Below are 22,371 nucleotides of genomic sequence, written 5' to 3'. Positions count from 1 at the left end.
AGATATAAGATTTTCCACGCAACGATCGAGTACACGGCAACGCAATTCAGCAGTCGATCCATCTCCTCGAAGTACCGTTCTTCAATGCGGCAACCCGATTTCAAGGTTTTGAAATAAACTTCGATCTGCCAGCGGATACCGTAGTATTTCACGATCAATTGAACCTGTTCGAGGTTATCGATCGGCAATGTTGTCAGGAGAATCCATTGGATTGGCTGTTGTCCTTCTGGAGGACTTGGTTCTTCTACCAGGACAACATTCAACGTCGCTTCAAGGAGTTTGCGGTCGGGGCGGTGAGGTGGTCGAAGTGTGACCGTCGCCGTACGAATTTCCACTGCCGCGACCCGAGCGTCTCGTTCTAGTGTGCGTTTTCGTTTATTCGCCTTTACCTTGGGAGTCCGACGGCTCACTTTGACGCTACACGACAACAAACTGCTTGACGCCCGCAGTGTTTCCACCAAATTCTGGGGGTGATTGCTCAGAACCCTGTTGTCGTGGCAGGCGCGTACCAGTAACTGCAATTCCTGTCCTTCACCCGTGTTTCGCGGCTCGGCGAACAGTTCGTAGATATCTGCTTCACTATCTCCCACACAGATGCACTGGGTGTCAGGGCAGACTTTGGCGACCTCTCGCGCCGCGCGAAGGCCTTCCAGCCAGCGGAAACTCTCTTTGTCTTCAATCGGAGTCGCCATGCGTCTATCTCGTTTTTCCGAACGAGGGACCTGCGTCTCAATCGATTTGCGAACCCAGGTCTTATTCCAGGTTTCGCCCAGAGGAATCCCGTTGGTATCAAAGGCAATCAACGGATGAACGAACGCGCCAAAGCGTGTTTTAAACTCAAGCGGGCCGCTTTCTCTGACTTGCTGCCTGGGGCGAGTGACATCGAGTTGAGTCGTGTCTTGAACCAAGACGACCACGTCCGTTTGGCGAATTCGCTCATACGTGGCGGCGACATGGGGAGAGCGGATCGCCTCGGGGGACACCTTCGGATTATCGCAAAACCGATAGGCCCCTTCCATTTCGGCGCGCCCCTTCATCGCGGCCGGAATACTCATGTTCGGCTTCTCAGAGACGCGTTCCATGATCCTGACAAATCGCTTCGTCAACCGCTTGTCACCGAATTGGGCGGTGTCCAACTGATCAAGGATCATCTCCGGCATGGCAAGGACTTTCACGAGAGAATTGAAACCAATCCTCACGCAATCCTTGCGTGAACACGTCCAATGATGACTCACTGTCCAGGTCACACACAAAAACGGACCACGAAAATCGCTTCTGTTCAAATAAAAACAACACGCGACAAACCAACATCGGCAATAACCGCCGGAAGACCGAGAAGACAAAGATGTGTGGTACGATGAGACCCTGTGTCGGTTGGAAGCAACGACTGAACCGCTATCAGCCATCACAAACGGGACAGTGTCCTTGATCACCTATCGTCGCCAGCACCAATGAGAATTCCACCACCGCGCGGAATCGTCGTTGCGGTTACTTGTACAGGCATCGCAGCGTGAAGGAATTCAGCTCAGATGAGAGTGAGTCGCTTCCCGGTAGAGGAACTTCAGGGAGTTTCGGAGACAACACATTTGCCAGGATTTCCGGAAAGTCGCGACCGGTCATCGGTGGGCGCCCTGTCAGTAGTGCGTAGAGGAGAGCTCCCATGCCGTACACGTCAGTCAGTTCCGTGACAGGGCCGAATGCGTCCGAGATCTGTTCAGGGGCAAGAAAGCCAGCTGTTCCTCCTCGCGGCACATCTTCCCGATCAGTCACGTGACGTGACAATCCAAAATCACAAAGAGTGATGCGGCCTTCAACACCAATCAGGACGTTTGCTGGTTTCAAGTCGCCATGAATGATTCCTTTCGAGTGGGCTGCCACAACCGCTGCGGCGACCTCCTTGACCGCGACCAGGATTTGGTTGAGGCTCGGACGTATCGTCGATTTCCAGGTGGCAAGATTCGAGCCTTCAATAAAATCGGTCACTAAGAAGAGCGAACCTCCAGGCGTCGTACCCCAACCGTGAACTGGCAGAATCCCTGGATGGTTCAACTGACGCAGGATTTGATATTCACGGACCAGCGCCTCTGCGGCCCGCGGATCCTGCAAGCAATCTTTTCTGAGATATTTGATGGCAACAGTTTCATTCGAAGCCCGTTTTTTTGCACAGTAAACCTTACTGAACGCTCCGGCACCGACGAGTCGTTTCAACAAATAATCGCCATAGTTCAGCGTTCCCTGCACAGTTACTTTTGGCGTTCGCGAAATTGGCGACCGTTGTTTTGTCCTGAGCGAGATCTTTGCCCAGTCGAATGAATCGTTCGCTGAAGACGGAATGAGCTGGCGAATTAGTTCCAGTGCGCGACGGACGGTTCGTTCATGCAGGTTGAGTTCGTTCCCGATTGAAGGGACATCCTGTCCTTGCAGTGTTCGAACCAGAACTTCCCGCGCGGTCGCGTCCAGGTGGCTCAACAGGAGTTCAATTTCGTCTGTCAGGATGGCCGCATGTTCGGTGGTCGGCGCTTGGCTGATCAGGGATTCCAGGAGTCTCGATTCGTCCTGTCGCTCCAGCTCAAACGAACGGCATTCTGCTTTGTGATATCGGGCCTGCCGAGCCAACTTCCGCAGGACGATTGTGGTCAATAGCGGCCACAGTTCATCACTTGCGTTCGGAGTGCAGCTCCCCGCTTGGACACCGACAAAAAAACTGCGATAGGCAGAGAGCAGGATGTCTTCGGCGTCCACTCGACGTGCCAGTTTCTTCGAAAGACGCGAGCGAACAAGTGCCAGTAGCCTGGCTTGATAGCGACGAAAGACCTGCGCTGCGGCGTTCTGGTCACCCCTCTTCCAGGCACTCAGCAACTCCTGATTGGTCCTCTCGGGTGAAATGATGTCCACATGCTGGCGGCAAATTTGGGAAAAATCGAGTGACATCTCATTTTTCACGCCCGGAGCGACCTCGTCATGGGAATCAGCCTTTCAGGAGAAACTTCTTCAACTTGAAAGGAACTGAGAATGGCGATGGTCGTAACGGAACCGTGCTTTGGCTGCAAATATACCGACTGCGTGACTGTGTGTCCTGCAGATTGCTTTTACGAGGGGGAGTCGATGCTGTTCATTCACCCGGATGAATGCATCGATTGCGGTGCGTGTGTACCCGAATGTCCACCACATGCGATCTATTACGAAGACGATGTGCCCGAGAAATGGAAAGCGTATATCGACCTCAATCGCGAAATGGCCCCTCAATGTCCCAACATCATAGAGAAGAAGGCCCCCTTGGAATGAGGCACCTGGATGGTTCAGAGACGCACGTCGGTGACTCCTCTTGTGGCCTTGCCGCCCCGGTAGCCGCGATGAAGCGTCAACCTGTCAGCACTTAGCACTGGCGCGCAGCCTGAGCAGGATCGCAGCGCGACGACATCCCTGGTCACCCGCAATGAAGGCCCTTCGCCGGTCAACAGGCTCCCTCACTCCTCGACGAGGGTGAACGGTTACCGAGACCCCTGTTCGGACCCTATTCCAAAGGATTGGCTGTTCGGGCTCGCTGGATTGCTGCTGGTTGCTGACACTACTGGCGTTCGGAATGATTCAGCGACATCGATCGAAGGATGGCGAAGCCGAGCGGGAAGGTCTCACTGTTAGAAAATTAGGGATTCCGTGGGTGGACTTAACACAACCTCATCGACGTGAAGTTTGTTTGACGACGCGGATCCAATTATTGGGGTGGCCGGCTGGCCAACTCTTGGCCAGCCGGTGGCCAGTCCCATGTGCTGCAGAGGTAACGGATTAAGATTTTTCAGGGGACTGGCCAGGCTGGCCAGCCGATTGCAAGACAGCCGACTTTCCCTTCCCGTGAGGGTAGCTGGTTGGCCGCAGCTCGCTGGCGAGCGTTTCTTTGTCGGGCTTCATCGAAGGTGCTCAACGAGGGCAGAGCGAGTGGTCCGCCGGTGTGGACAGCGGCAGTTGAATTGGAGCTGGCAAAAGGGGAGACCGTGGATCTGACGTTTGCGGGCGGCCATGGGGTTGTTTCCGTGACCGATTGGCGTGGTAATATTCGCAGAGCCTTGGCACGATTTTCTCTATCGTTCGCCCGCACTGGAAAACTGATCCCATTGGAATCCGATGCGGCATCCCCAGAATTCGCCATATGCTGGAGAAGATCGACACAGGGTGTTGATGTGACAGGCTGCTCGGTGGTAGACGCCGAGGCCCGCTAGCGACCTGGATGAGGAGAATCAAAAGTGAAGCAGGTGGTTCAGGCGTTTGACCGTTCTCTGATCTGCGAGGTACCGGTTGACGATGCCGATGCGCTGGAGAGAAAGCTGGTAACGGCCGCGACCCTGTTTGCCGACCGGGCAGCGCGCTTGAAGCCACATCAACGACTGGCGATTCTGCAGCGTTTGGAAGGGCTGATGGACGTTCAGCGAGATTTTCTCAGTCGACAGATTGCCCGGGAAGGTGGAAAGCCATTAACGGATGCCAAAGTTGAGGTGACGCGGGCGATTGACGGCGTGCGGTGTGCGGCGGTTGCATTGCGGACGAGTGGAGGCCAGGAAATACCGATGGGACTGACGGCGGCCAGTTCTGACCGCCGTGCCTTTACCATTCAAGAGCCGATCGGTGTCGTGGCCGGGATTTCTGCATTTAATCACCCCCTGAACCTGATTGTGCATCAGGTCGTTCCTGCGGTTGCGGCGGGATGTCCCATCATCATCAAGCCTGCTTCATCGACCCCCTTGTCGTGCTTCTCATTTGTGAATCTGCTGCACGAAGCGGGTTTGCCACCGGAGTGGTGTCAGACGTTCCTGCCCGCGTCCAGTGATCTGGCGGAAGTACTGGTTTCGGATCGGCGCGTGGCATTCGTCAGCTTTATTGGTTCCGGTAAAGTTGGCTGGCGGCTGCGTTCCATCCTCGCACCCGGGACGCGGATTGCACTGGAGCACGGCGGTTCGGCGCCTGCGATCATCGATCAAGCGGCCAACCTCGATCACCTGATTGAACCACTGGTCAAAGGGGGGTATTACCACGCCGGACAAGTCTGTGTTTCGACCCAGCGGATTTACGTCCATCAGGATCTCAAAACCGAGTTTCTCAAACGGTTCACCGCGCGCGTGGCGGCACTCAAGGTGGGTGATCCGCTGAACGAAGAGACCGAAGTCGGGCCGATGATCACTCCGGCCGAAGCGGACCGTGTCACCGAGTGGATCGACGAGGCCGTCGCGGGTGGTGCAGAGCTGATCGGCGGTGGCAGGTTGAGTCACACGACAGTCGTTCCTTCGATCCTGGTCAATCCGTCTGTCGATTCCAAAGTTTCAACGCAGGAGGTCTTCGGGCCGACGACGTGTGTCTATTCTTATGCGGACCTCGATCAGGCCATTGAGGCGGCGAATTCGCTGCCGTTCGCGTTCCAGGCGAGTATTTTTACCGAGCACCTGCGGACAGCGCTTTATGCCTCCGAACGCCTGGATGCCTCGACGGTGATGATTAACGACCACACCGCCTTTCGGACCGACTGGATGCCGTTTGGAGGACGGCGTGAGTCTGGCTATGGGATCGGCGGAATTCCTTACACGATGCGCGATCTGACGCAGGAAAAACTGATTGTTTTTCGGTCGTCGTAGCGGGAAGCATGTCACAGGTCTGTGAACTGGGCGCGGCTAGCGCAAACGAAGACAAGTTTCGATCGTGTCGCAGATCTGGACGATCGGGTCCGATTCTCCTTGGAATACCCCCAGCGATGGTGTGAGAAGCGAAACGGGCAGACCCGAGCGGAGTTCCGAATGGCTCTCGAGATCATCTGGCCGCCTCAGCGCGTGTTTGAAGCGGGAGAGAATGGCTGTAACCAATTCAAATAAATGAGTTTCCGTTCAATGGAAAGCCCCTTTACAGGGGACTGGTGCGGGCTACAATTTCCTGCGAAAAGCGAAGAAAAAATGGGAATCGATAGATCCGAATGCGGCCAGCAACGTTTTTAAGAACATGCGATCACGAGAAGTGACGAATCACTTCGGTGAAGCAGAGAGGGACGTTTGTCGAAGCGAGGTTCGAGCGTTCGAGTAACCTCAGGACAAGCGGCCCGCACAGAGGCGATGGATTCAGCATGGAGAACTTGAGAATGAAAATTCAGGTCACGACCGACAACCACACGATGAAGACGCCTGAGTTGAAGAAGCATGTCGAAGACGCGCTCGAGACTGCGTTGAAGCGCTTCGGCGATCGAGTTACTAGAGTCGAAGTTCATTTGTCCGACGAGAATAGCAGTGTCAAGAACAGTGATACTGACAAGCGTTGTGTGATGGAAGCGCGGCTGGCGGGACTGCAGCCGATGGCTGTCACTGCCGAAGCTGCTGCGATCGAAAAAGCCATCGCCGACGCCGCAGAGAAGCTCGAACGGCGAATTGGCAGCACGGTTGATCGATTGAACGACCCTAAGGGGCGGACGTCCTTCGCCGGTGAAGTTGTCCCTTAAACTGAACTAAAAGGGGACTCGCGAGTGATTGTGAAGTCGCGAGTTTGCCCTCGTCAGGAGAAATGAGGGGGATCAGCTCCTTCGCGGGAAACTCGTGGACACGATCGAGTGAGGGTGAAAGACTTCACCTGCCCCTTCGAATTCTCCTCGCGAACTGAATCGACAGGCCCGTGGCAGTTATAAAAAACTGTCACGGGCCTGTCGACTGCCATACCAGCCGGCGCAATGCGCGGGCTGAAATTGGCGGGGCCTGCAACTGGCGGTACACCAGGCCGGTTCATCGCGCGATGCTACGAACTTGCGGCAGGGGATCCCCGCACGGCCAGGTCAAAGTCTCCGCGCCGGAAGTCCTTCCCGTGCTCGATCGCAAGGAGGGATTTCGCACAAAGAATCGCAAGAATTCAATATTTCCAGTCTTTTCGTTACGGCAAACCGCTGTACATTGAATTGTCTGTCAAATGGATGGCATGACGAGGGTCGTAAGTTGTAACGAGACTCGATTGCAGCGAGTCCCGGCTGGATAAACTCTGCTGGCTCAGGTTGACCGTCATTTGGCTGGATCAGTGAAGAGCCCCGTTCCCGTGAGGCACGCGTATGTTTAATGCGGAGCGAAGTTGGAACAGGCCGCTGCTACTAAGCACGGTCATGCTGCTTCTCTCTGCACTCCTCTGTGACCGATGTGCGGGTGACGACGTTATCGAGATCGACAGCAGCGACGGCTTCGTGTCGATGTCGGACGGGATTGAACTCGCGACGACCGTCTATCAGCCGAAAACCGGGGGACCGTTCCCCGTCATCCTGGCTCGTACGCCTTACAACAAGGATGGTCAGAAAGCGGAAGCGGAACGTTTTTGTGCGCATGGTTACGCTTATGTTGCTCAAGACTTGCGAGGCCGCTTCAAGTCCAAAGGGACGGACGCCATCATTTTCCACAATGACGGCTGGAATACGCCCCACGACGGCCACGACACCTTCGCCTGGATTTCTCAGCAACCCTGGTGCAACGGAAAAATCGGCACGACGGGGGGCTCGGCACTGGGCATTACGCAGAACATGGCAGCCCCGGGAGCACCTGCGGCCCTGACGTCCCAGTACGTCGGGGTCGCTTTCTCGGACATGTATCATCAGGGGGCTTACCAGGGAGGCGCCTTTCGTTCGGGACTGCTGGAAAACTGGTTGAAGGGGACCGGAATGTCTCCTGCGAACCTGAAGACGTTCGTGGAACATCCGAAATTTGATTCCTTCTGGAGCGAGCTGTCTCCGGAATCGCAGGCCAAGCGAGTGAATGCCCCCGGTGTCTTCATCGGTGGCTGGTACGACATCTTCCTGCAGGGCACGATCAACTCATTCACGACGATTCAATCACAGGGGGGCCCAGCCGCTCGGGGCCGTTGCCGTCTGGTGATCGGGCCGATTGGCCATGGGAGCATGAATGAACTTTCTTACCCGGCAAACTCAGCACGATTACCGCGCTGCGCGGATAGTCTCGCGTGGTTCGATGCGACTCTGAAGGGAAAAGAGAACGGCGTTAACAGTGAAAAGCCGGTCAGCTACTACGTCATGGGGGATCCTACGGATTCCTCCGCACCGGGGAACTACTGGCGAACAGCGGATTCCTGGCCCCCCATCTCGACGGCTACCCCGTTTTATCTTCATCTCGACAAAAGACTCGATACGAAACCTTCCGCCGAAAACGGGAGTATATCGTATCGGTACGACCCCTCGGAGCCAGTGCCGACGATCGGCGGCGCGGAACTGGGGATTAACATCGGTCCACGTGATCAGCGGTCGGTTGAGTCGCGTTCCGATGTCCTGGTGTTTACGACTGACGAGCTAACGGAGTCTGTGGAAGTGACGGGACGAATCGAGGCGCGACTTTTTGTTTCCTCCAACTGTCCTGATACCGATTTCACGGTCAAGCTGACAGATGTGTACCCCGACGGGCGTTCGATGCTGGTGACGGATGGGATTCGACGTGCGAGGTTTCGTGAATCGTTTGAGACTGAGAAATTTCTTGAGCCAGATGAGGTCGTGGAAATGACCGTAGACCTGTGGAGTACATCGCTGATTTTCAATAAAGGGCATCGTATTCGAGTCGCGATTTCCTCTTCGAATGCTCCCCGGTTTGATCCCAATCCGAATACGGGGCATGGATTCCGAGTTAATCACGAGAAACGTATTGCTGACAATACCGTCATGATTTCTGATAAGTATCCATCGAGGGTTATTTTGCCAGTACATACGACATCCGACTGAAAATCGAAAATTCAGGTGTCTCACCTCACTTGTGGCCGAGCCAGAATTGGACATCGCCTTCGGGAACTGAGTAGACTTATTTGCATCTCCTTGGACGCTGCTTTCAGCGAGTTCATGAGTATCAGGTCAAGGTTGGCCGAACTTCTGTCGTCGAAAGAACACGATTGTGTCAGAAACGCAAAGGGATTGGGCCGAGGTCTTTTCAGACCTGACGAACGAAATCCAATCGATGCTTAAAAACTGCAGCATCAGTGGAGAGTGCGTCGTCTGTCACGCGGAAACACGGCGGGTTCGAGATATCAAAGTTGATCACGCTGATTTTTATATGACGGTACCGCTGCGCCTGTGTCGTCACTGTTCCGCTCAACCTCCCTTTATAAGCCGTCGCTTTGGAACTCGCTGGAACGGAGCGGTTGAATCCCTGCGTGAAAATTTTGCGAGATGGGGAATGTGGCGATCCCGGAAGGGGCATGAGCCAACGGCTCCTCAACTGTCACTCCTCGAATACTTCACGCGAGTGCCGACGTATCAGAAGTTGTTCGCGGCGTTTCCGGCTATCACTGTCACCGCTGGGCCCGCTCGCGACATCAGTCTGATTCCCGATCCGGGCGAAGATTTACGGTTCCTGAGCAATCTGCAGCAGCGGACGTCGGTGTCGTATCTGATGACGGCCGAAGAAGTGGCTCGATCGGGTATTCCTCACTCGTTGTTGTTCAGCTATCCGGAAATTGTCAGCGATCTGATCCAGCGCGAAGTGGGGGGCGTTCGTGACAATCAGGCGATCCTCTCCCAGGTCGCCGCGGTATTGCTGCCCGGCCGGACATGGCAGTTTGATGTTCAGGTGCTGGCATCGAATGCTCGCCAACGGGCTGATTCAGTCGCACAGAAACTGCGCCGGAAACTGGAACAGATTCCAACCTGGCCGGTCGCATATCCCATCGTGTTTGTTGTGCGCCGATCCTTTGGCAGAGACTCCCGTAATCTCCAGGACCTGGTAATTCATCCGTTTGAGGACTGGTCGCGTCGGGTGGTTCTGCCAGATGTAACCAGCTTTTGCGAGATGGCGCTGAAAGTCTACGAAGTCGAAGAAGTTAAGGACCTCATTGAGTTTCGCCTGGAAGACTGTCAGGCCTTGATCGAATGCTCACCCAAAAGCGTGAAGCTGAAGTTGCTGCATGCGAACGGCCTGCAAATTCTGGGAAGGGTTCAGGAAGAGCTGGAAGTTTACGATCGTTTGATCGAAGAGTACCCCGATGACGTGACCGTCATTCATAAACGGATCATGTGTCTGTCAAACGCGGGTCAGCTTGAAAGAGCTGCTTCCGAGTGCCAGCGTCGACTGGAACGCCACCCCGAAGATGCCGACGCCTTTGTCCTGCTGGCGAACCTGCAGCTGGATATGAATCACGCCGAGGAAAGTCTTAAACAGATCAACTCGGCGCTGGCGATTCAGAAGTCGGCCCATTTCTGGTGCGTCCGTGCGAATATCCTCAGTACGCTTGGGCGGACCAGTGAGGCGCTCAGCTCGGTAAATGTGGCACTGATGTCGGACTTTGATTGTTCTCAGGCGTATTTGCTGCGGGCTAAGTTTCACCTTCAGGCGGGACGAACGGAACAGGCGCTGAAAGACCTGAATGACTATGAACGCTGTGTCGGCTTGTCGCTGGATTCCATCCAGATGAAGGCTGAGGCGCTGGCACAACTCAAAAGGATTGGGGAAGCAGAACAGGTCTTTCGATCGGCGCTGGATTATGCTCCCGAGAACGTCATTCTGCGTATGCAGTGGGCAGAGTTCCTGGGCCAGAACGGGAAACTAGAGTCCGCGCGGCAGGAATGCGATCAGATTCTGAATTCCTCTGATCGATTCGGAGCTGCGTTCTCACTACGTGCGGCAGTCCTGCTGGAGTTGGGGCATTTTGAAGAGTCGATTCATGACGCCGATAAAGCAATTGAACTCATGGAAAACTCACCGAAGTCCTACATGATCAGGGGCCTTGCCAAGGCCTCACTGGGACGAGTCGACGAGGGGCTGGACGATCTGGATACCTGCCTTACTCAGGACCCTCGCTACTCGATCGGTCGCCTGCACCGTGGACGCTTGCGTGCCGGGCGGGACGAATGTGAGTCCGCGATCGACGACTTTACGGACGCTTTAGAAACGGCTCCAGATTGGGTTGAGGCGCTTCTGGAACGGGGCTACGCATTGCTCAAACTTGAGGAGCACGAACGAGCCCGTGAAGACTTTGACCGTGTGATCGAACTGGCGCCAGAGCGTGCGGACGGATATACCGGCCGGGGTATTACCTATCTGATCGAAGGGAAGAAGGCCGCTGCCGCCAGCGACCTCGATCAGGCAATCGAACTCGACCCCAGTAATCTCAATTGCCGGCTGAATCGGGCCAAGTTGCTACTCGAATTGACCGAAATGGATCTTGCCAAGGAAGACTTGAATGAGATCCTCGCTGCCGAACCTGAGAACGGTGCGGCACTCTGGCAGCGGGCTTACATCAATCTGTATCAGGGACAGTTCGCAGAGGCACAGCAGGACTTCGATCGCGTCATTGAGCTGAACCCGAACTTGTCGCAATCGCTCATCGGACGAAGCGTCGCGTTTGAGTTTGCCGGTGACGTTGAGAGAGCCGAGGCGGATCGCGAAGAAGCGCGGCGCCTGGAACCATTCTCGACTGATCAGCTGAACACAGATCAGATCCTGCTCACCGCCAGTGTGGCGGCGATGAACGAACAGTTTGAAAAAGCGATTGAACTGGCCACCAAAGTCATCGAGGAACACGCAGACCCTCCGGCAGAAGCGTACCGAACGCGGGGTCACTCGCGGTGGTACATCGAGAACTTCGTGGACGCACTCGATGACTACGCTCATATCATCGAGAACACCGATGACGCGACGCGGCACGATTATAGTGCCTACGGACAAATCCTGTGTGAGTTGGGTGAGTATCAGGACGGCCTCGTTTCCGTGGAACACTCCATCGAAATTGCCCGCGAAGAGGATGATCGAGTAGGTCTGGCTTATTCAGTCAACGGACAGGGCAGGGCACTCGCCGGCATGGGGCTTTATGACGAGGCAGAATGTTCATTTGCAGAGTCGTATTCACTCAAGCCTGACAATCCCTGGCTGCATTTCTACCGGGGACTGATGTACGTTGAGCGGGATGACACGAAAAAGGCGTTCGCCTGCTTCGAGCAGGCTCTGTCCGCAAACTCTCCGAAGCTTCCACCGGCAAAACGACGTCGCGCCTTAGGGTATGTGGAAACAATGCGGAAGAAACGAGTTGAAGAGCTATCGTAATAACGATGCGACCGTAGGCTCACATCGAGCCTACGGTCGTAAGTTGTCGATGGTTGAGTTTGAAGGACTGACAAGTTGGCGAAGGTCATAGGGCGGAGGCGGAGTACCCAATAATTACGGGAACAGCTTCCTGGCGACTTCAGCGACGTGTCGACCCTGGAAAGTTGCCATGGCGAGTTCTTTGCTACTTGGCTGGCGTGAGCCGTCTGCACCTGCGATCGTCGCGGCGCCCCAGGGAGATCCCCCTTTCAGTTCGCTGATGTCCGCGAGTTCCGGACATGAGTAAGGTAGCCCAACATAGATCATACCGTGATGCATGAGTGTGGGGATAAAGCTGATGATCGTGCTTTCGTTCCCGCCGCCCGTTCCAGTACTGGTGAAGACACTGGCGACTTTTCCGACCAGTCCCCCTTTCACCCACAGTCCCCCCGTCTGGTCAAGAAAGAGACGCATCTGTCCTGCCATGTTCCCGAAGCGGGTCGGGGTCCCGAAAATGATGGCGTCATATTCGCTCAGTTCCTTGGGATCAGCGACGGGAGCAGCCTGATCCAGTTTAGCCCCCGCGCGCTGAGACGCTTCCGAGGACATCGTTTCAGGAACTCGCTTGAGAGTCACTTCGACACCGTCGACGGATTTTGCTCCTTCGACAATCGCCTGCGAGAGCGTTTCGATATGCCCATACATCGAGTAGTAGAGCACCAACAGCTTTGTCATCCTGATTCTCCAATTTTATGAAAGGGTATCCAGTTCCGAGATATCGCAGACAGACGCAATGGGGTGCAGACGGGTTTGCATTGTCGAGTAAAGTGAGCAATGTCGGTATCAAATTAATTCGCGGATGGGATCGCGGCGATCCACCAGGAATTGCGGACGGCCACTGTTGTCGGGGATTGTTGTGGTATTCACGTCAATCCCTAACTGATGGTAGAGAGTCGCGAAGACATCCTGGTAATGGACAGGTCGGTCTTGCGGTACTTCACCGAGCCGGTTTGTCGATCCGATCACCTGGCCCATTCGCATTCCTCCTCCGGCGAGCAGGGCGCATGACGCTTGAGGCCAGTGGTCCCGACCACCGGAGGAATTGATGCGTGGAGTCCGTCCGAATTCACCCCACGCGATGACACTGACATCTTCGTTGAGACCTCGAGCATGCAGGTCTTCGACAAGTGCCGTAATTCCCTGATCGAATTGAGCTAACTGGGTTGGCAACCGTTCAAAGTTGCCGCCGTGACGATCCCAACTTCCGAAAGAAAGCGTAACGCAACGGACTCCAGCTTCGACCAACCTCCGGGCCATCAAGAACTGGTCCATCCAGTGCGGCCCCGCGTCTTCACCAAAAGCAGGGCTGGCGCTGCCGCGACCATAGCGATCCCGCAGTGCAGAGTCTTCCTTTTCCAGATCCAAAGCCTCGACCAGCTTGCTGGAGGTCAGGACATCAAACGCCTTTTGCGTCAGATATTCGTTGTCTTTGAAGGAGGAAACCTGATCAACCTGGTTACGAAAGATGTCAAAACTCTGGAGCAGTGATTTGCGATTCCGCAATTGGTCGAGCGTCACGCCATTCAGGCGCATGTTGGCCATTCCCTCACCATTGGGTTGGAATGCCGCATGGGCCATCCCGAGGAACCCCGGTTCGCCGGGGTTGGAATAAGGGACGTGACCCGTCTTAATCGTCAGTCCAGTGAAGGGAGGAACGGCGGGATCGACCGGACCCAGGATCCGGGACAGGGCAGACCCCAATGAAGGGTGATCGTCTTGCCTTCCCTTGGGGCCGATGGGGTAGCCACTGAGACACATGTCTGAGGCGTGCTGGTCGGGAGAGCCGTAGAGCGAGCGGATGATGGCGAACTTGTCCATCATCTGGGCCAATCGGGGCATGTGCTCGCAGATCTCGATCCCTGGTACATTGGTTTGAATCGGTCGGAAGGAACCCCGTATTTCCACCGGGGCATCCATCTTCAGATCATACATGTCCTGATGAGAGGGGCCGCCTGACAGGTAGATCATGATGATTGCCTTGTGCGGCAGCTTTTTTCCGCGGGTGGCTGCGGAGGCTTCCTCTGCCTTGAGAATCTGCGGTAGCGAAAGTCCCCCCAGGGCAAGTCCACCAATCTTCAGAAACTGTCGCCGCGTGTGGCCGTCACAGAATCGAGACGGCGATTGGCCCATGATATGAAGCATGCAATGTCCTTAATGATCCGTCCAGCCTCACGCGCCGAGTTGGCAACCGTGGAAGGATGTCCCTGCGCGTTATGCGTTAAATGGTCTGTCAACCGTTACTCTGAGCCATAGAGGTCTGTTGAGTTGGCTTTAGTCCAGGTAACCGGTCAGCGAGTCTATCGGGTTTTGCTCAATCCATCCACGCTTGTGGATGTTGGTGAAAGCCCATTGGGCGAGGCAACAGCGCATCGCAAGAGCGTCGAGCTGGTGACCCTGGGTGGAACTTCATGGCGAAGTGTACGTGTCTGGCAACGCAGTCTGTTGTTCCTCCGCACGAAGTGGGTTAGGGGCTCTCTACCGGGCAGGGAGGTGCCCTTGGATGAATGCGACGATGCGGCGAATCGCTTCGCGAGATTCAGGCAAGTTTCGGATCTGAAAGACATGAACCATTCCCGGCCAGACTTCGAGCTGGACGGGTACTCCGTCGGCACGGGCTTTCACGGCGACTCGAACGCTGTCATCTCGAAGCATTTCCTGGTCTCCAAGTTGAATCAGCAGGGGCGAAACGCCATGGAAATCCGCGAAAACGGGGGACGCGAGCGGATCTCGAGGGTCACTCACTCCCAGATAACGGATCCTGAATTCCGGCATCGTGCGAGCACTGATAATGGGATCGTCAACAGATTTCAGGGAGTCGCTGGAGAGGGTAAAGTCGGTCGCAGGGGAAATGGCGATCGCACCTGCGGGGAGCCACTGCTGCCGATCTCGCAGGGCGAGCAATGTCGTGAGTGTGAGGTTGCCACCTGCCGAATCACCAGCGATGAAAGTCGCCTTCGCATGAACTCTCCCTGTCGGGGCGTGGTCGACCATCCATTCATATGCAGTCAGGCAATCCTCAAGCCCATCAGGAAATGGATTTTCAGGGGCGAGTCGATAATCGGGAAGAAGCACCGCGCACTTGGCTGCGGCCGAGATATCTGCTGCGAAGGGGAAATAGTTACCACCCGATCCGGAAACCCAGCCTCCTCCGTGAAGATACAACAGCCGAACATCGGGGTCTGCACCGGGAGCGAGCACCCATTCGCAAGGGATCCCGGCCACGTCCTCCTTCTTCAGGACGAGGCCTTCCATCTGGGGTTCCTGCCTTTGTCCCATGATCGATCTCAGGCGAGGCAGGTCGAACGAGTCTGCACCGAAGGGAGCCCCTTTCCGAAGCTGATCCACCAGTTGCACGCCCTCCTTCGATACTTCTCGTTTGCTGATGGCCGACGCTGCCGCTCTACGGGCCGGTTCCAGCAGTTCCACGAGCGGAATCTTCTCGAATGTCAGCTGGGACTGGCTTCCTTCGTAGACGATCCCGACATGGTCGTGATTGATACGAGTTAACGAGGGATAACCCGCTCCGGGGCCTTCGTCGAGCAGCATATGGTGGGATTCCGGCCAAGTCCCCCCCTCATTGAAGCTGACCTGGATCGTGTGGTGCGTACGTCCCTTTTGGGAGTGGGGATTCGCGAACAGGAGGGCCCTCTCCTGCTTTGTTCCTCGCTGGTAGTCGGCCCTCAGCAAGCTCGCATTACAATTGGGCTCAATCAGAGTATTGGAGTGGGTCGTGTGGGGAATCCATGTTTGTCCCAGGTCGTGGGTGACCATGACGGCCCGGAATTTTTCCCGGTCGTTACGGACATTAAGCATGATGGTCTGGTCACCGATCAGAGCTGCCTGGCACTCGTTGCCACCTCGATATCCCGGGGTGGCTAGCGTCCAGTTCGCCCCATGATCACGGCTAATCATAATAGTCGCAAACGCCGCCAGAGGATCTCGACCTTCCCGCCCTTGAACAGGCATGACAAGAGTCCCATCAGGAAGCGTGATTCCTGACTGAGGGGAGGGAGCCAGTAGCCACCAGGATTCCTGTTTAAGCTTTTGAGTCAGATTTTCTGGCTTGGACCACGTTAGGCCATCGTCGCTGGATTGAACCATCATGAATTGAGCGGTCTTCCCAATTTCAAATCCCGGTTCAGACCCATCATCGTTCCATTGATGCTTGCCCGGTTTTCCGTTCATCCAAACAGCAAAGCAAAAGATTTGCCCGGTCTGCTGGTCGACAATGATTCCTGGGTCACTACACCCGTTTTGATTCTGGGGCAGACCACCGAACTCACCCATATCCATGACAATCCGCATCGGCTCCCAGGTTTGCCCTGCGTCGGTGCTACGGCTGAGACCGATATCGATGTCCTCCTGTAGATCACGACCCTTGGAACGGCGCACGTCGTATACAGCCAGGAGCGTTCCTTTGGGTGTAGTCGTCAATGCAGGAATGCGGTAGGTATGCACTCCATCATCGTTGTGCTTCCGAAGCGCAACTCCGATCCGCTGACGCAGACCGGAGGATGTTTCGCGAGGGAGCAACTTCCCGGATGGCGTTTCGATGGACGTGCATGAGATCGAGATTTGATGGCAAAGATCGGCACTCTCGCTGACTTTACACGTAAGCCAGAAGACGTTTTTTCCTGGCTTGAGGCGTTGTTTGACAGGTATCCGAACAAGGGTGGAGGCGGATGCCGCAGGGGATATCTGCGTCTGGGGCGAGAAGGCCTCGTTGATTCCCGTGGACCACAAGCTGAGTGATACGAGATCTGTAATGTCGTCCGTGCCCGTCAGGTCGAACGAAAATGAAACGAGTTCGATTTCGTTTGTACCGTCAACTTCGATGGCGATCCTGATGACCGGAGAATGATCGTTCCTGATCAAGAGAGGATGCACCGGTCGAAAGACGGATGCAATTGGCTGAAGGACTGCCTGATCCGCGGCACTGACCCTGGGCTGGAGTGGGTTTAGAAACAGGAGAAAGGCGACGAGCATCGAAGGCAAGCAGGCTTCCGACCGGATCAGATCGGTTCTGGAGAAGCGAGTCCTGCCGAACTCAGAGACTTGAAAATCTCGTGATTGCATGGTCATCGCAGTACCCCTGTTTCCAGCCGTTAGGCCTTCAATGAGTGTGCTCAGTTCCCATAAACCTGATCAGTCGAATCGTCGTCCCCGCGTTCTGGACGCCGCGGCGGATTTTTCCAGTCCCCCGTTGCGTTCAAAGATGAAATCTCAGCGAGGGGAAGTCCGGACTCGCTGAGATTTGCAAGATGATCAGACGTCACACAACTGAACCGCCTGGCGAAGACCTTCCAGCGGGTCACGGGTAGGAATGAATTCGTGACCAACGTATCCGTCATACCCAATTTCGATGAGTTTCCTGATGATGGGTGGGAAGTTGATTTCCTGCTTGTCGTCCAACTCGGCTCGCCCGGGATTTCCAGCGGTATGGACGTGGCCGATCACGTCTTTATGCTGTTCGAGTCGACGGATGACGTCCCCGTTCATGATCTGAACGTGGTAGATGTCGAACAAGACCTTGACCCGTGGAGATCCAACTTTACGCACAATGTCGCAGACGTAGTCGATATCGTCTCCCTGGTATCCGGGATGTCCCTTCATCGGATGCGAATCGTCGCGGGTATTCAGGTGTTCGACGCAGATGGTGACACCTTTTTCTTCCGCGTACGGTGCGATTTTTTTCAGACTGGCAATACAGTTTGCAGCCCCTTCCTCCAGGGAAATTTCGCCACTGGTCGGATCTTCGGCGTTCCTCCATTTGTAGCCTGTGAACGCGATGACGTTGGGGACGCCAGCGGCAGCACAGTCATCAATCATCTGTTTTGTTCGAGAAATCACTTCTTCGTGATAGGCGGGGTTGTTGAAGCCTTTGACGAAAGGTGCTCCCGGCATCCCGTTCGGTGCGATGGCACATTTCAAGCCATGTCGCTTGAGTGCATGCCAGGTTTCGGGCCCGCAGATCTCGACTGACTCGATTCCCAGGTTCCTGGCAATCTCGCAGGTCTTGTCAATGTCCCACAGCTCCCCTGCAATATTGAAGCACCAGAATACGACAGAGTGCTTGATGTTTCCTTTGAGCCCAGCAGCTTTTGCGATGTTTGTTGCTGCTGAGGAAGACGCGTCACTGCCACAACTCGACATGGGTAATTCCTGCTGCGAAGTAAACCGATTCGTATTGAGCGATGGATTTTGCAAAGTGAGGAAAGCAATCCGAAGTGTGATCACCATGTCGGAACGGGACTTGCCCGCGAAGCTTCGCACGGTGCTGCCGTTCGCTGTTGATTCAAGTGAGGATGATACCCATCGACCCGCCGAACTGCGACCGACCGAAACCCCACTTCCGGTGACAAATCTTGCAAGAAAATAAGGAGAGAAATCCCGACGACTCGCCATTCGCCTATTCTGTTCGTTAATCTCTTGGACGCTCTCGAGATCTCTCAATCCCCCCACGGACAATTGCATTGAATACGGTTACTCCTTTGCCTGTTGATGGCTGGTCGTCGATCGACAGTTCGTTGCGGGACCCTGTCGAATTGCAATTGGCTTCGGCCGAGTCAATCGTGGCTTATATGATCTCGGACATCGATTCCGAGCGTTACTACCGGTCGACACTTCTCGTTCTGACCACTCAGCGATTTCTCAGTTACTCACTCGTGACGGGGATTCAGTCATGGCCCCTCGCCAGGATCGATCAGCTGAAAACAAAAGACCGAGGAGGGCTGGGGACGCTGGAGCTTCTATCGGAAGAGGGCCGTCTGGCTGTCTGGCATTACACAATTGCTCAGGGGCCTTCAGCGCTCATCATCGGAGACCGTTTTGATGATTTGAAGATGCATCGAACGGCTTCGACTCCTGTCGATGAAGAGGGGGCTCCCGAACCGGAAGAGAGAGAAGATCCCCCGGATACAACTTCATTACTTCGTCTGTGGCAATTTGCCCGACCTCACGCTGGCTGGATGTTGCTCGCACTAGTCATGACGATGACTGCGGCCATCGCCGAGGTCAAGACAATTCAGATGACAGAGCCCCTGACTCGTCTGTTAAAAAACTATCAGCAGGGCGATCCTCCGCTGATGCCTCAGGCGGTTTACTATCTGGGGATCATGTTCGCCTTCGCGGTTGTGGCCTGGCTTCTGGGTTGGGGACAAGGGGCGATTCTCGCCTGGGTCAGTGAACGGGTCACGGGCGACCTGCGGCGCCGAACGTATTCGCACCTGCAGAAGCTATCGCTGGAATATTTCGGCGGCAAACGAACGGGTGACCTGATGTCGCGAATCAGCAGCGACTCAGACCGCCTTTGCTCTTTTCTTTCAGACAGCATCGTGGACTTTACATCCAACACGATTCTGCTGTTTGTGATCGCCTATGCTCTGTTTAGTGCCAATCTCCAGATCGCCCTCGTCGCGTTGCTCCCATTCCCGTTGATTATCTGGCTGATGTACTATGCTCGGGACCGGCTCCAGATTGGCTTTCAAGCGTCCAGTCGTGCCTGGGGCGCCATGTCGAGTGTCCTGGCCGACACTATCCCAGGCATTCGAGTCGTGAAAGCCTTCGCGCAGGAAGATCGCGAGATCGAACGATTTTCGACTGCCAATGAAATGGTGGTGACAACGAACAATCGCGTTAATTCACTCTGGACGTTCTTTTGGCCATTGATCACGTTCCTGAATCACCTGGGTGTCCTGGTGGTCTGGGTCTGCGGGGTCTGGCTAATCGGTGGTCGCGCCTCAACCTTCGACGCCGGGGCTCTGGTCGCGGCAGTTTTGCTGAGCGAGCGATTCTACAGCAAGCTCGAAATGATGAGCCGGATTGTTAATGCATCCCAGCGCGCGGCCGCCAGCGCTCAGCGCATTTTTGAGATTCTCGATCGCGTTTCGAGCGTTCCCGAACCCGCGAAGCCGGTGCCGATCGATAAGCTGCGAGGCGAACTCGAGTTTCGCAACGTGGGATTCCGGTATGGCAACCGGAAAGTGATTCGCGATTTTTCGCTCAAGATTGAAGCGGGAGAGATGATCGGTCTGGTGGGGCACACAGGCGCTGGAAAGAGTACCCTGATTAACCTTGTCTGCCGGTTCTTCGATGTAGCGGAAGGAGCAATTCTTGCCGATGGCGTCGACATCCGTAGTTACAAAGTGGAACCCTATCGTCGAAACGTGGGGATCGTTCTCCAGGATCCATTTTTGTTTTACGGAACCATCGCCGAAAACATCGCCTACGGACTTCCAGACGCGACCCGTTTACAGATCATCGAGGCGGCAAAAGCCGCCAAAGCTCACGAATTTATTCTGCAGCTGGCCGACGGATATGACTCTCTGGTGGGAGAAAGAGGACAGTCGTTATCCGGAGGGGAGCGACAGCGCATCAGCATTGCACGCGCACTGCTGATTGATCCGAGAATACTGATTCTGGACGAAGCGACGTCGGCTCTTGATTCCACCACCGAGCGCCAGATTCAGGAGGCGTTGCAGAACCTTGTCCGCGGAAGAACCACGATTGCCATTGCTCACCGACTCAGCACCCTTCGTCAAGCTAACCGCATTATGGTGATTGAACGGGGACGATTGGTGGAAATCGGCACACACGAGCAGTTGCTGAAAATCAACGGTGCGTATGCAGCACTTCACCGTGCTCAGCAGGAACAAACCAAAGATATTGGCTGGTAAGAAGCCGTGCGTGTTAACCGGTTATCCTGCGTTTTCATCTGCTCATCACCACTCTTGTTGCCTCACTTCTTCAGAAAGCGTCCGAAATGACGGTCTCACAAGCCCAGAAACCCGTCGAGCATGTTCTTGTTGTTCCGACGTTGCTTTTTCATGAGCTCGGTTACTTCCAGGGATTCGAGTCGCGTATTGATCGATACATCAATACTTTGCTTGATCCCGCCCACACCAGTTTCCGGCCGCGAAACGAAGTGGAGGAAGACCCCAGCTACAAACAACTGATTCCGTATTGTATTTTCCGGTACGAGGGAAAAGTCTTCTTCTACAAACGGGGGAAACTGGGAGGAGAAGGCCGCTTGCATAGCAAAAGATCGATCGGTATCGGGGGGCACATTTCCTCAACCGACAGCCTTTCCGGTGACCGCCGTTACCTGGACGCGATGCACCGGGAAATTGAAGAAGAAGTCTTTCTGGAATCAGGGTTTACAGACCGATGTGTGGGGCTGATCAATGACGATGAAACCCCAGTAGGACGGGTGCATTTGGGAATCGTTCACATTTTTGACCTCGACATGGCCAAAGTTCGCCCACGTGAAGAGTCGATCTTAGAGACAGGATTCGCAGATCCCGCGGAATTGCTACAGGTCCACGACGAGTTTGAAACCTGGTCACAGATTTGCCTCAAGCATCTGTTTGGTTGATGACGACGCGAGGGCATTGGGGCAAAGCGGGAGGCCGTTTCAATAGATTCAGGCTGATCTCGAGGCGACACTGAGGGGGAAGTCGTGACCATGGAGGGTTATTCGATGTCGAAACAATGGAATCGTAGAAGCGTAATCAGCGCGGCCGTCATGGCAGCAGCCGTTCCCGTCTCAGGGGTGATGGCCGCGACGGAAAAGAAGGCGGATCCTGTCGTTAAAGGCAAACTAACCGATCAGACGCTCGGAAATTTGCTGCAGGCGATGGGCCTCGAGACCAAGGTCCAGGAAACACGCTACGACTTCGGATTCAAGGCGACCATTGAGGATCAGGAGTGGGAACTCTCCATGTCCACTGTGCTGAGCCAGGACGCCAGTTCCGTCTGGGTGATGGCTTGGCTGGATGAACTTCCCAAGTCAGCAGCAGACGTTCCCCGGACAGCACTGCTTCGACTGCTGTCGGACAACGACAAATTGGGGAAAGGAAAGTTCTTCGCTTATATCGCTGCGAATCGGCGATTTGTCCTTCAGCGAGTTGTTCCGAACGAAGGAATGACTGCAGAGAAGTTCCGTGCCGTGCTCGACGACCTGGGTGAGTCCGTTGTCGCTACCCACCCACACTGGAGTGTCTCGAACTGGACTTCGTCGGGAGATGATCCCGCTGCCGCCGCCAAGGCTGCTCCCCCTGTGAAGGGAAGCCTGCCTGCAAGCGGTGTCAATAAAGCCGTCGGTACGCAATCAACCGGTCAGGGTAAGGTTCTGAAGACCGGCGTGAATAATTCGAAGCTTGGAGACTCACAAAAGAAGTAAGTACGGAGAGTCCACGTTGAGAAGGTTGCGGTCGGTTTAATGACTCGGGAGGAATTGAACCGCTCTGAACTTTCGACACGGATGTGCAGTCCCGCATGGCTGAAAGCCCGCTGACCA

At 55.2% G+C, this 22,371-nt stretch carries 14 protein-coding genes (1 of these 14 cut by a window edge); 8 read left to right on the top strand and 6 right to left on the bottom strand.

Features of this window, described 5'->3' with window-relative positions:
- Both ACGY09_RS01275 and ACGY09_RS01270 read right to left on the bottom strand, forming a co-directional pair.
- On the bottom strand, positions 1 to 1,160 hold the 5' portion of the coding sequence (locus ACGY09_RS01275; RefSeq protein ID WP_397570173.1) for an IS4 family transposase. The gene continues 346 nt to the left of window position 1, outside the view; the window shows 1,160 of its 1,506 coding nt (coding positions 1-1,160); the start codon lies at positions 1,158 to 1,160; its stop codon lies off the left edge, out of view.
- Positions 1,161 to 1,488: 328 nt separating this feature from the next.
- Complete coding sequence (locus ACGY09_RS01270; RefSeq protein ID WP_397570172.1) at positions 1,489 to 2,931, bottom strand: protein kinase; 1,443 nt, start codon at positions 2,929 to 2,931, stop codon at positions 1,489 to 1,491.
- Between the two features lie 81 nt (positions 2,932 to 3,012).
- On the opposite strand from ACGY09_RS01270, the gene ACGY09_RS01265 reads away from it, so the two are divergent.
- The 5 genes from ACGY09_RS01265 to ACGY09_RS01245 all read left to right on the top strand — a co-directional run bounded on the left by ACGY09_RS01265 (position 3,013) and on the right by ACGY09_RS01245 (position 12,035).
- A complete protein-coding gene (locus ACGY09_RS01265) occupies positions 3,013 to 3,285 on the top strand; it encodes a 4Fe-4S dicluster domain-containing protein (protein WP_373651879.1) in 273 nt (90 codons plus the stop codon).
- Positions 3,286 to 4,241: 956 nt separating this feature from the next.
- Positions 4,242 to 5,621, top strand: a complete 1,380-nt coding sequence (locus tag ACGY09_RS01260) for an aldehyde dehydrogenase family protein (RefSeq protein ID WP_397570171.1) — start codon at positions 4,242 to 4,244, stop codon at positions 5,619 to 5,621.
- A 494-nt stretch (positions 5,622 to 6,115) separates the two neighbouring features.
- A complete protein-coding gene (locus ACGY09_RS01255) occupies positions 6,116 to 6,469 on the top strand; it encodes an HPF/RaiA family ribosome-associated protein (protein ID WP_397570170.1) in 354 nt (117 codons plus the stop codon).
- Between the two features lie 645 nt (positions 6,470 to 7,114).
- On the top strand, positions 7,115 to 8,725 hold the full coding sequence (locus ACGY09_RS01250) for a CocE/NonD family hydrolase (RefSeq protein ID WP_397570169.1): 1,611 nt from the start codon (positions 7,115 to 7,117) through the stop codon (positions 8,723 to 8,725).
- Between the two features lie 448 nt (positions 8,726 to 9,173).
- Positions 9,174 to 12,035 carry a tetratricopeptide repeat protein gene (locus ACGY09_RS01245; RefSeq protein ID WP_397570168.1) on the top strand — a complete coding sequence of 954 codons (2,862 nt, stop codon included), beginning with the start codon at positions 9,174 to 9,176 and terminating at the stop codon, positions 12,033 to 12,035.
- A 114-nt stretch (positions 12,036 to 12,149) separates the two neighbouring features.
- Here ACGY09_RS01245 and wrbA read toward each other — a convergent pair whose 3' ends face one another.
- From wrbA to ACGY09_RS01225, 4 genes are all read right to left on the bottom strand, one after another.
- A complete protein-coding gene (wrbA, locus tag ACGY09_RS01240; protein ID WP_373651884.1) occupies positions 12,150 to 12,749 on the bottom strand; it encodes an NAD(P)H:quinone oxidoreductase in 600 nt (199 codons plus the stop codon).
- 108 nt (positions 12,750 to 12,857) lie between these two features.
- On the bottom strand, positions 12,858 to 14,216 hold the full coding sequence (locus ACGY09_RS01235) for a DUF1501 domain-containing protein (RefSeq protein ID WP_373651885.1): 1,359 nt from the start codon (positions 14,214 to 14,216) through the stop codon (positions 12,858 to 12,860).
- A gap of 333 nt (positions 14,217 to 14,549) precedes the next feature.
- On the bottom strand, positions 14,550 to 17,156 hold the full coding sequence (locus ACGY09_RS01230; protein WP_397570167.1) for an alpha/beta hydrolase fold domain-containing protein: 2,607 nt from the start codon (positions 17,154 to 17,156) through the stop codon (positions 14,550 to 14,552).
- A 183-nt stretch (positions 17,157 to 17,339) separates the two neighbouring features.
- A complete protein-coding gene (locus tag ACGY09_RS01225) occupies positions 17,340 to 18,227 on the bottom strand; it encodes a hydroxypyruvate isomerase family protein (RefSeq protein ID WP_397570166.1) in 888 nt (295 codons plus the stop codon).
- Positions 18,228 to 18,655: 428 nt separating this feature from the next.
- Here ACGY09_RS01225 and ACGY09_RS01220 point away from each other — a divergent pair, with 428 nt between their 5' ends.
- From ACGY09_RS01220 to ACGY09_RS01210, 3 genes are all read left to right on the top strand, one after another.
- Entirely contained in the window at positions 18,656 to 20,749 is a 2,094-nt protein-coding gene (locus tag ACGY09_RS01220; RefSeq protein ID WP_397571918.1) for an ABC transporter ATP-binding protein, read from the top strand.
- Positions 20,750 to 20,835: 86 nt separating this feature from the next.
- Complete coding sequence (locus tag ACGY09_RS01215) at positions 20,836 to 21,447, top strand: phosphoesterase (protein ID WP_397570165.1); 612 nt, start codon at positions 20,836 to 20,838, stop codon at positions 21,445 to 21,447.
- Between the two features lie 105 nt (positions 21,448 to 21,552).
- Complete coding sequence (locus ACGY09_RS01210; protein WP_397570164.1) at positions 21,553 to 22,254, top strand: type III secretion system chaperone; 702 nt, start codon at positions 21,553 to 21,555, stop codon at positions 22,252 to 22,254.
- Positions 22,255 to 22,371 lie beyond the last annotated feature (117 nt).

The organism is Schlesneria sphaerica, assembly GCF_044336245.1.
Taxonomy (GTDB): domain Bacteria; phylum Planctomycetota; class Planctomycetia; order Planctomycetales; family Planctomycetaceae; genus Schlesneria; species Schlesneria sphaerica.
This window is presented reverse-complemented; position numbering and strand designations above follow the sequence as displayed.

Bases quoted from the DNA above. Each gene is read 5' to 3' on its own strand.
- ACGY09_RS01265 (WP_373651879.1), top strand. From the start codon at position 3,013: ATGGCGATGGTCGTAACGGAACCGTGCTTTGGCTGCAAATATACCGAC.
- ACGY09_RS01230 (WP_397570167.1), bottom strand. From the start codon at position 17,156: ATGACCATGCAATCACGAGATTTTCAAGTCTCTGAGTTCGGCAGGACT.
- ACGY09_RS01270 (WP_397570172.1), bottom strand. From the start codon at position 2,931: ATGTCACTCGATTTTTCCCAAATTTGCCGCCAGCATGTGGACATCATT.
- ACGY09_RS01235 (WP_373651885.1), bottom strand. From the start codon at position 14,216: ATGCTTCATATCATGGGCCAATCGCCGTCTCGATTCTGTGACGGCCAC.
- ACGY09_RS01245 (WP_397570168.1), top strand. From the start codon at position 9,174: ATGTGGCGATCCCGGAAGGGGCATGAGCCAACGGCTCCTCAACTGTCA.
- ACGY09_RS01225 (WP_397570166.1), bottom strand. From the start codon at position 18,227: ATGTCGAGTTGTGGCAGTGACGCGTCTTCCTCAGCAGCAACAAACATC.
- ACGY09_RS01255 (WP_397570170.1), top strand. From the start codon at position 6,116: ATGAAAATTCAGGTCACGACCGACAACCACACGATGAAGACGCCTGAG.
- wrbA (WP_373651884.1), bottom strand. From the start codon at position 12,749: ATGACAAAGCTGTTGGTGCTCTACTACTCGATGTATGGGCATATCGAA.
- ACGY09_RS01220 (WP_397571918.1), top strand. From the start codon at position 18,656: ATGATCTCGGACATCGATTCCGAGCGTTACTACCGGTCGACACTTCTC.
- ACGY09_RS01215 (WP_397570165.1), top strand. From the start codon at position 20,836: ATGACGGTCTCACAAGCCCAGAAACCCGTCGAGCATGTTCTTGTTGTT.
- ACGY09_RS01210 (WP_397570164.1), top strand. From the start codon at position 21,553: ATGTCGAAACAATGGAATCGTAGAAGCGTAATCAGCGCGGCCGTCATG.
- ACGY09_RS01250 (WP_397570169.1), top strand. From the start codon at position 7,115: ATGCTGCTTCTCTCTGCACTCCTCTGTGACCGATGTGCGGGTGACGAC.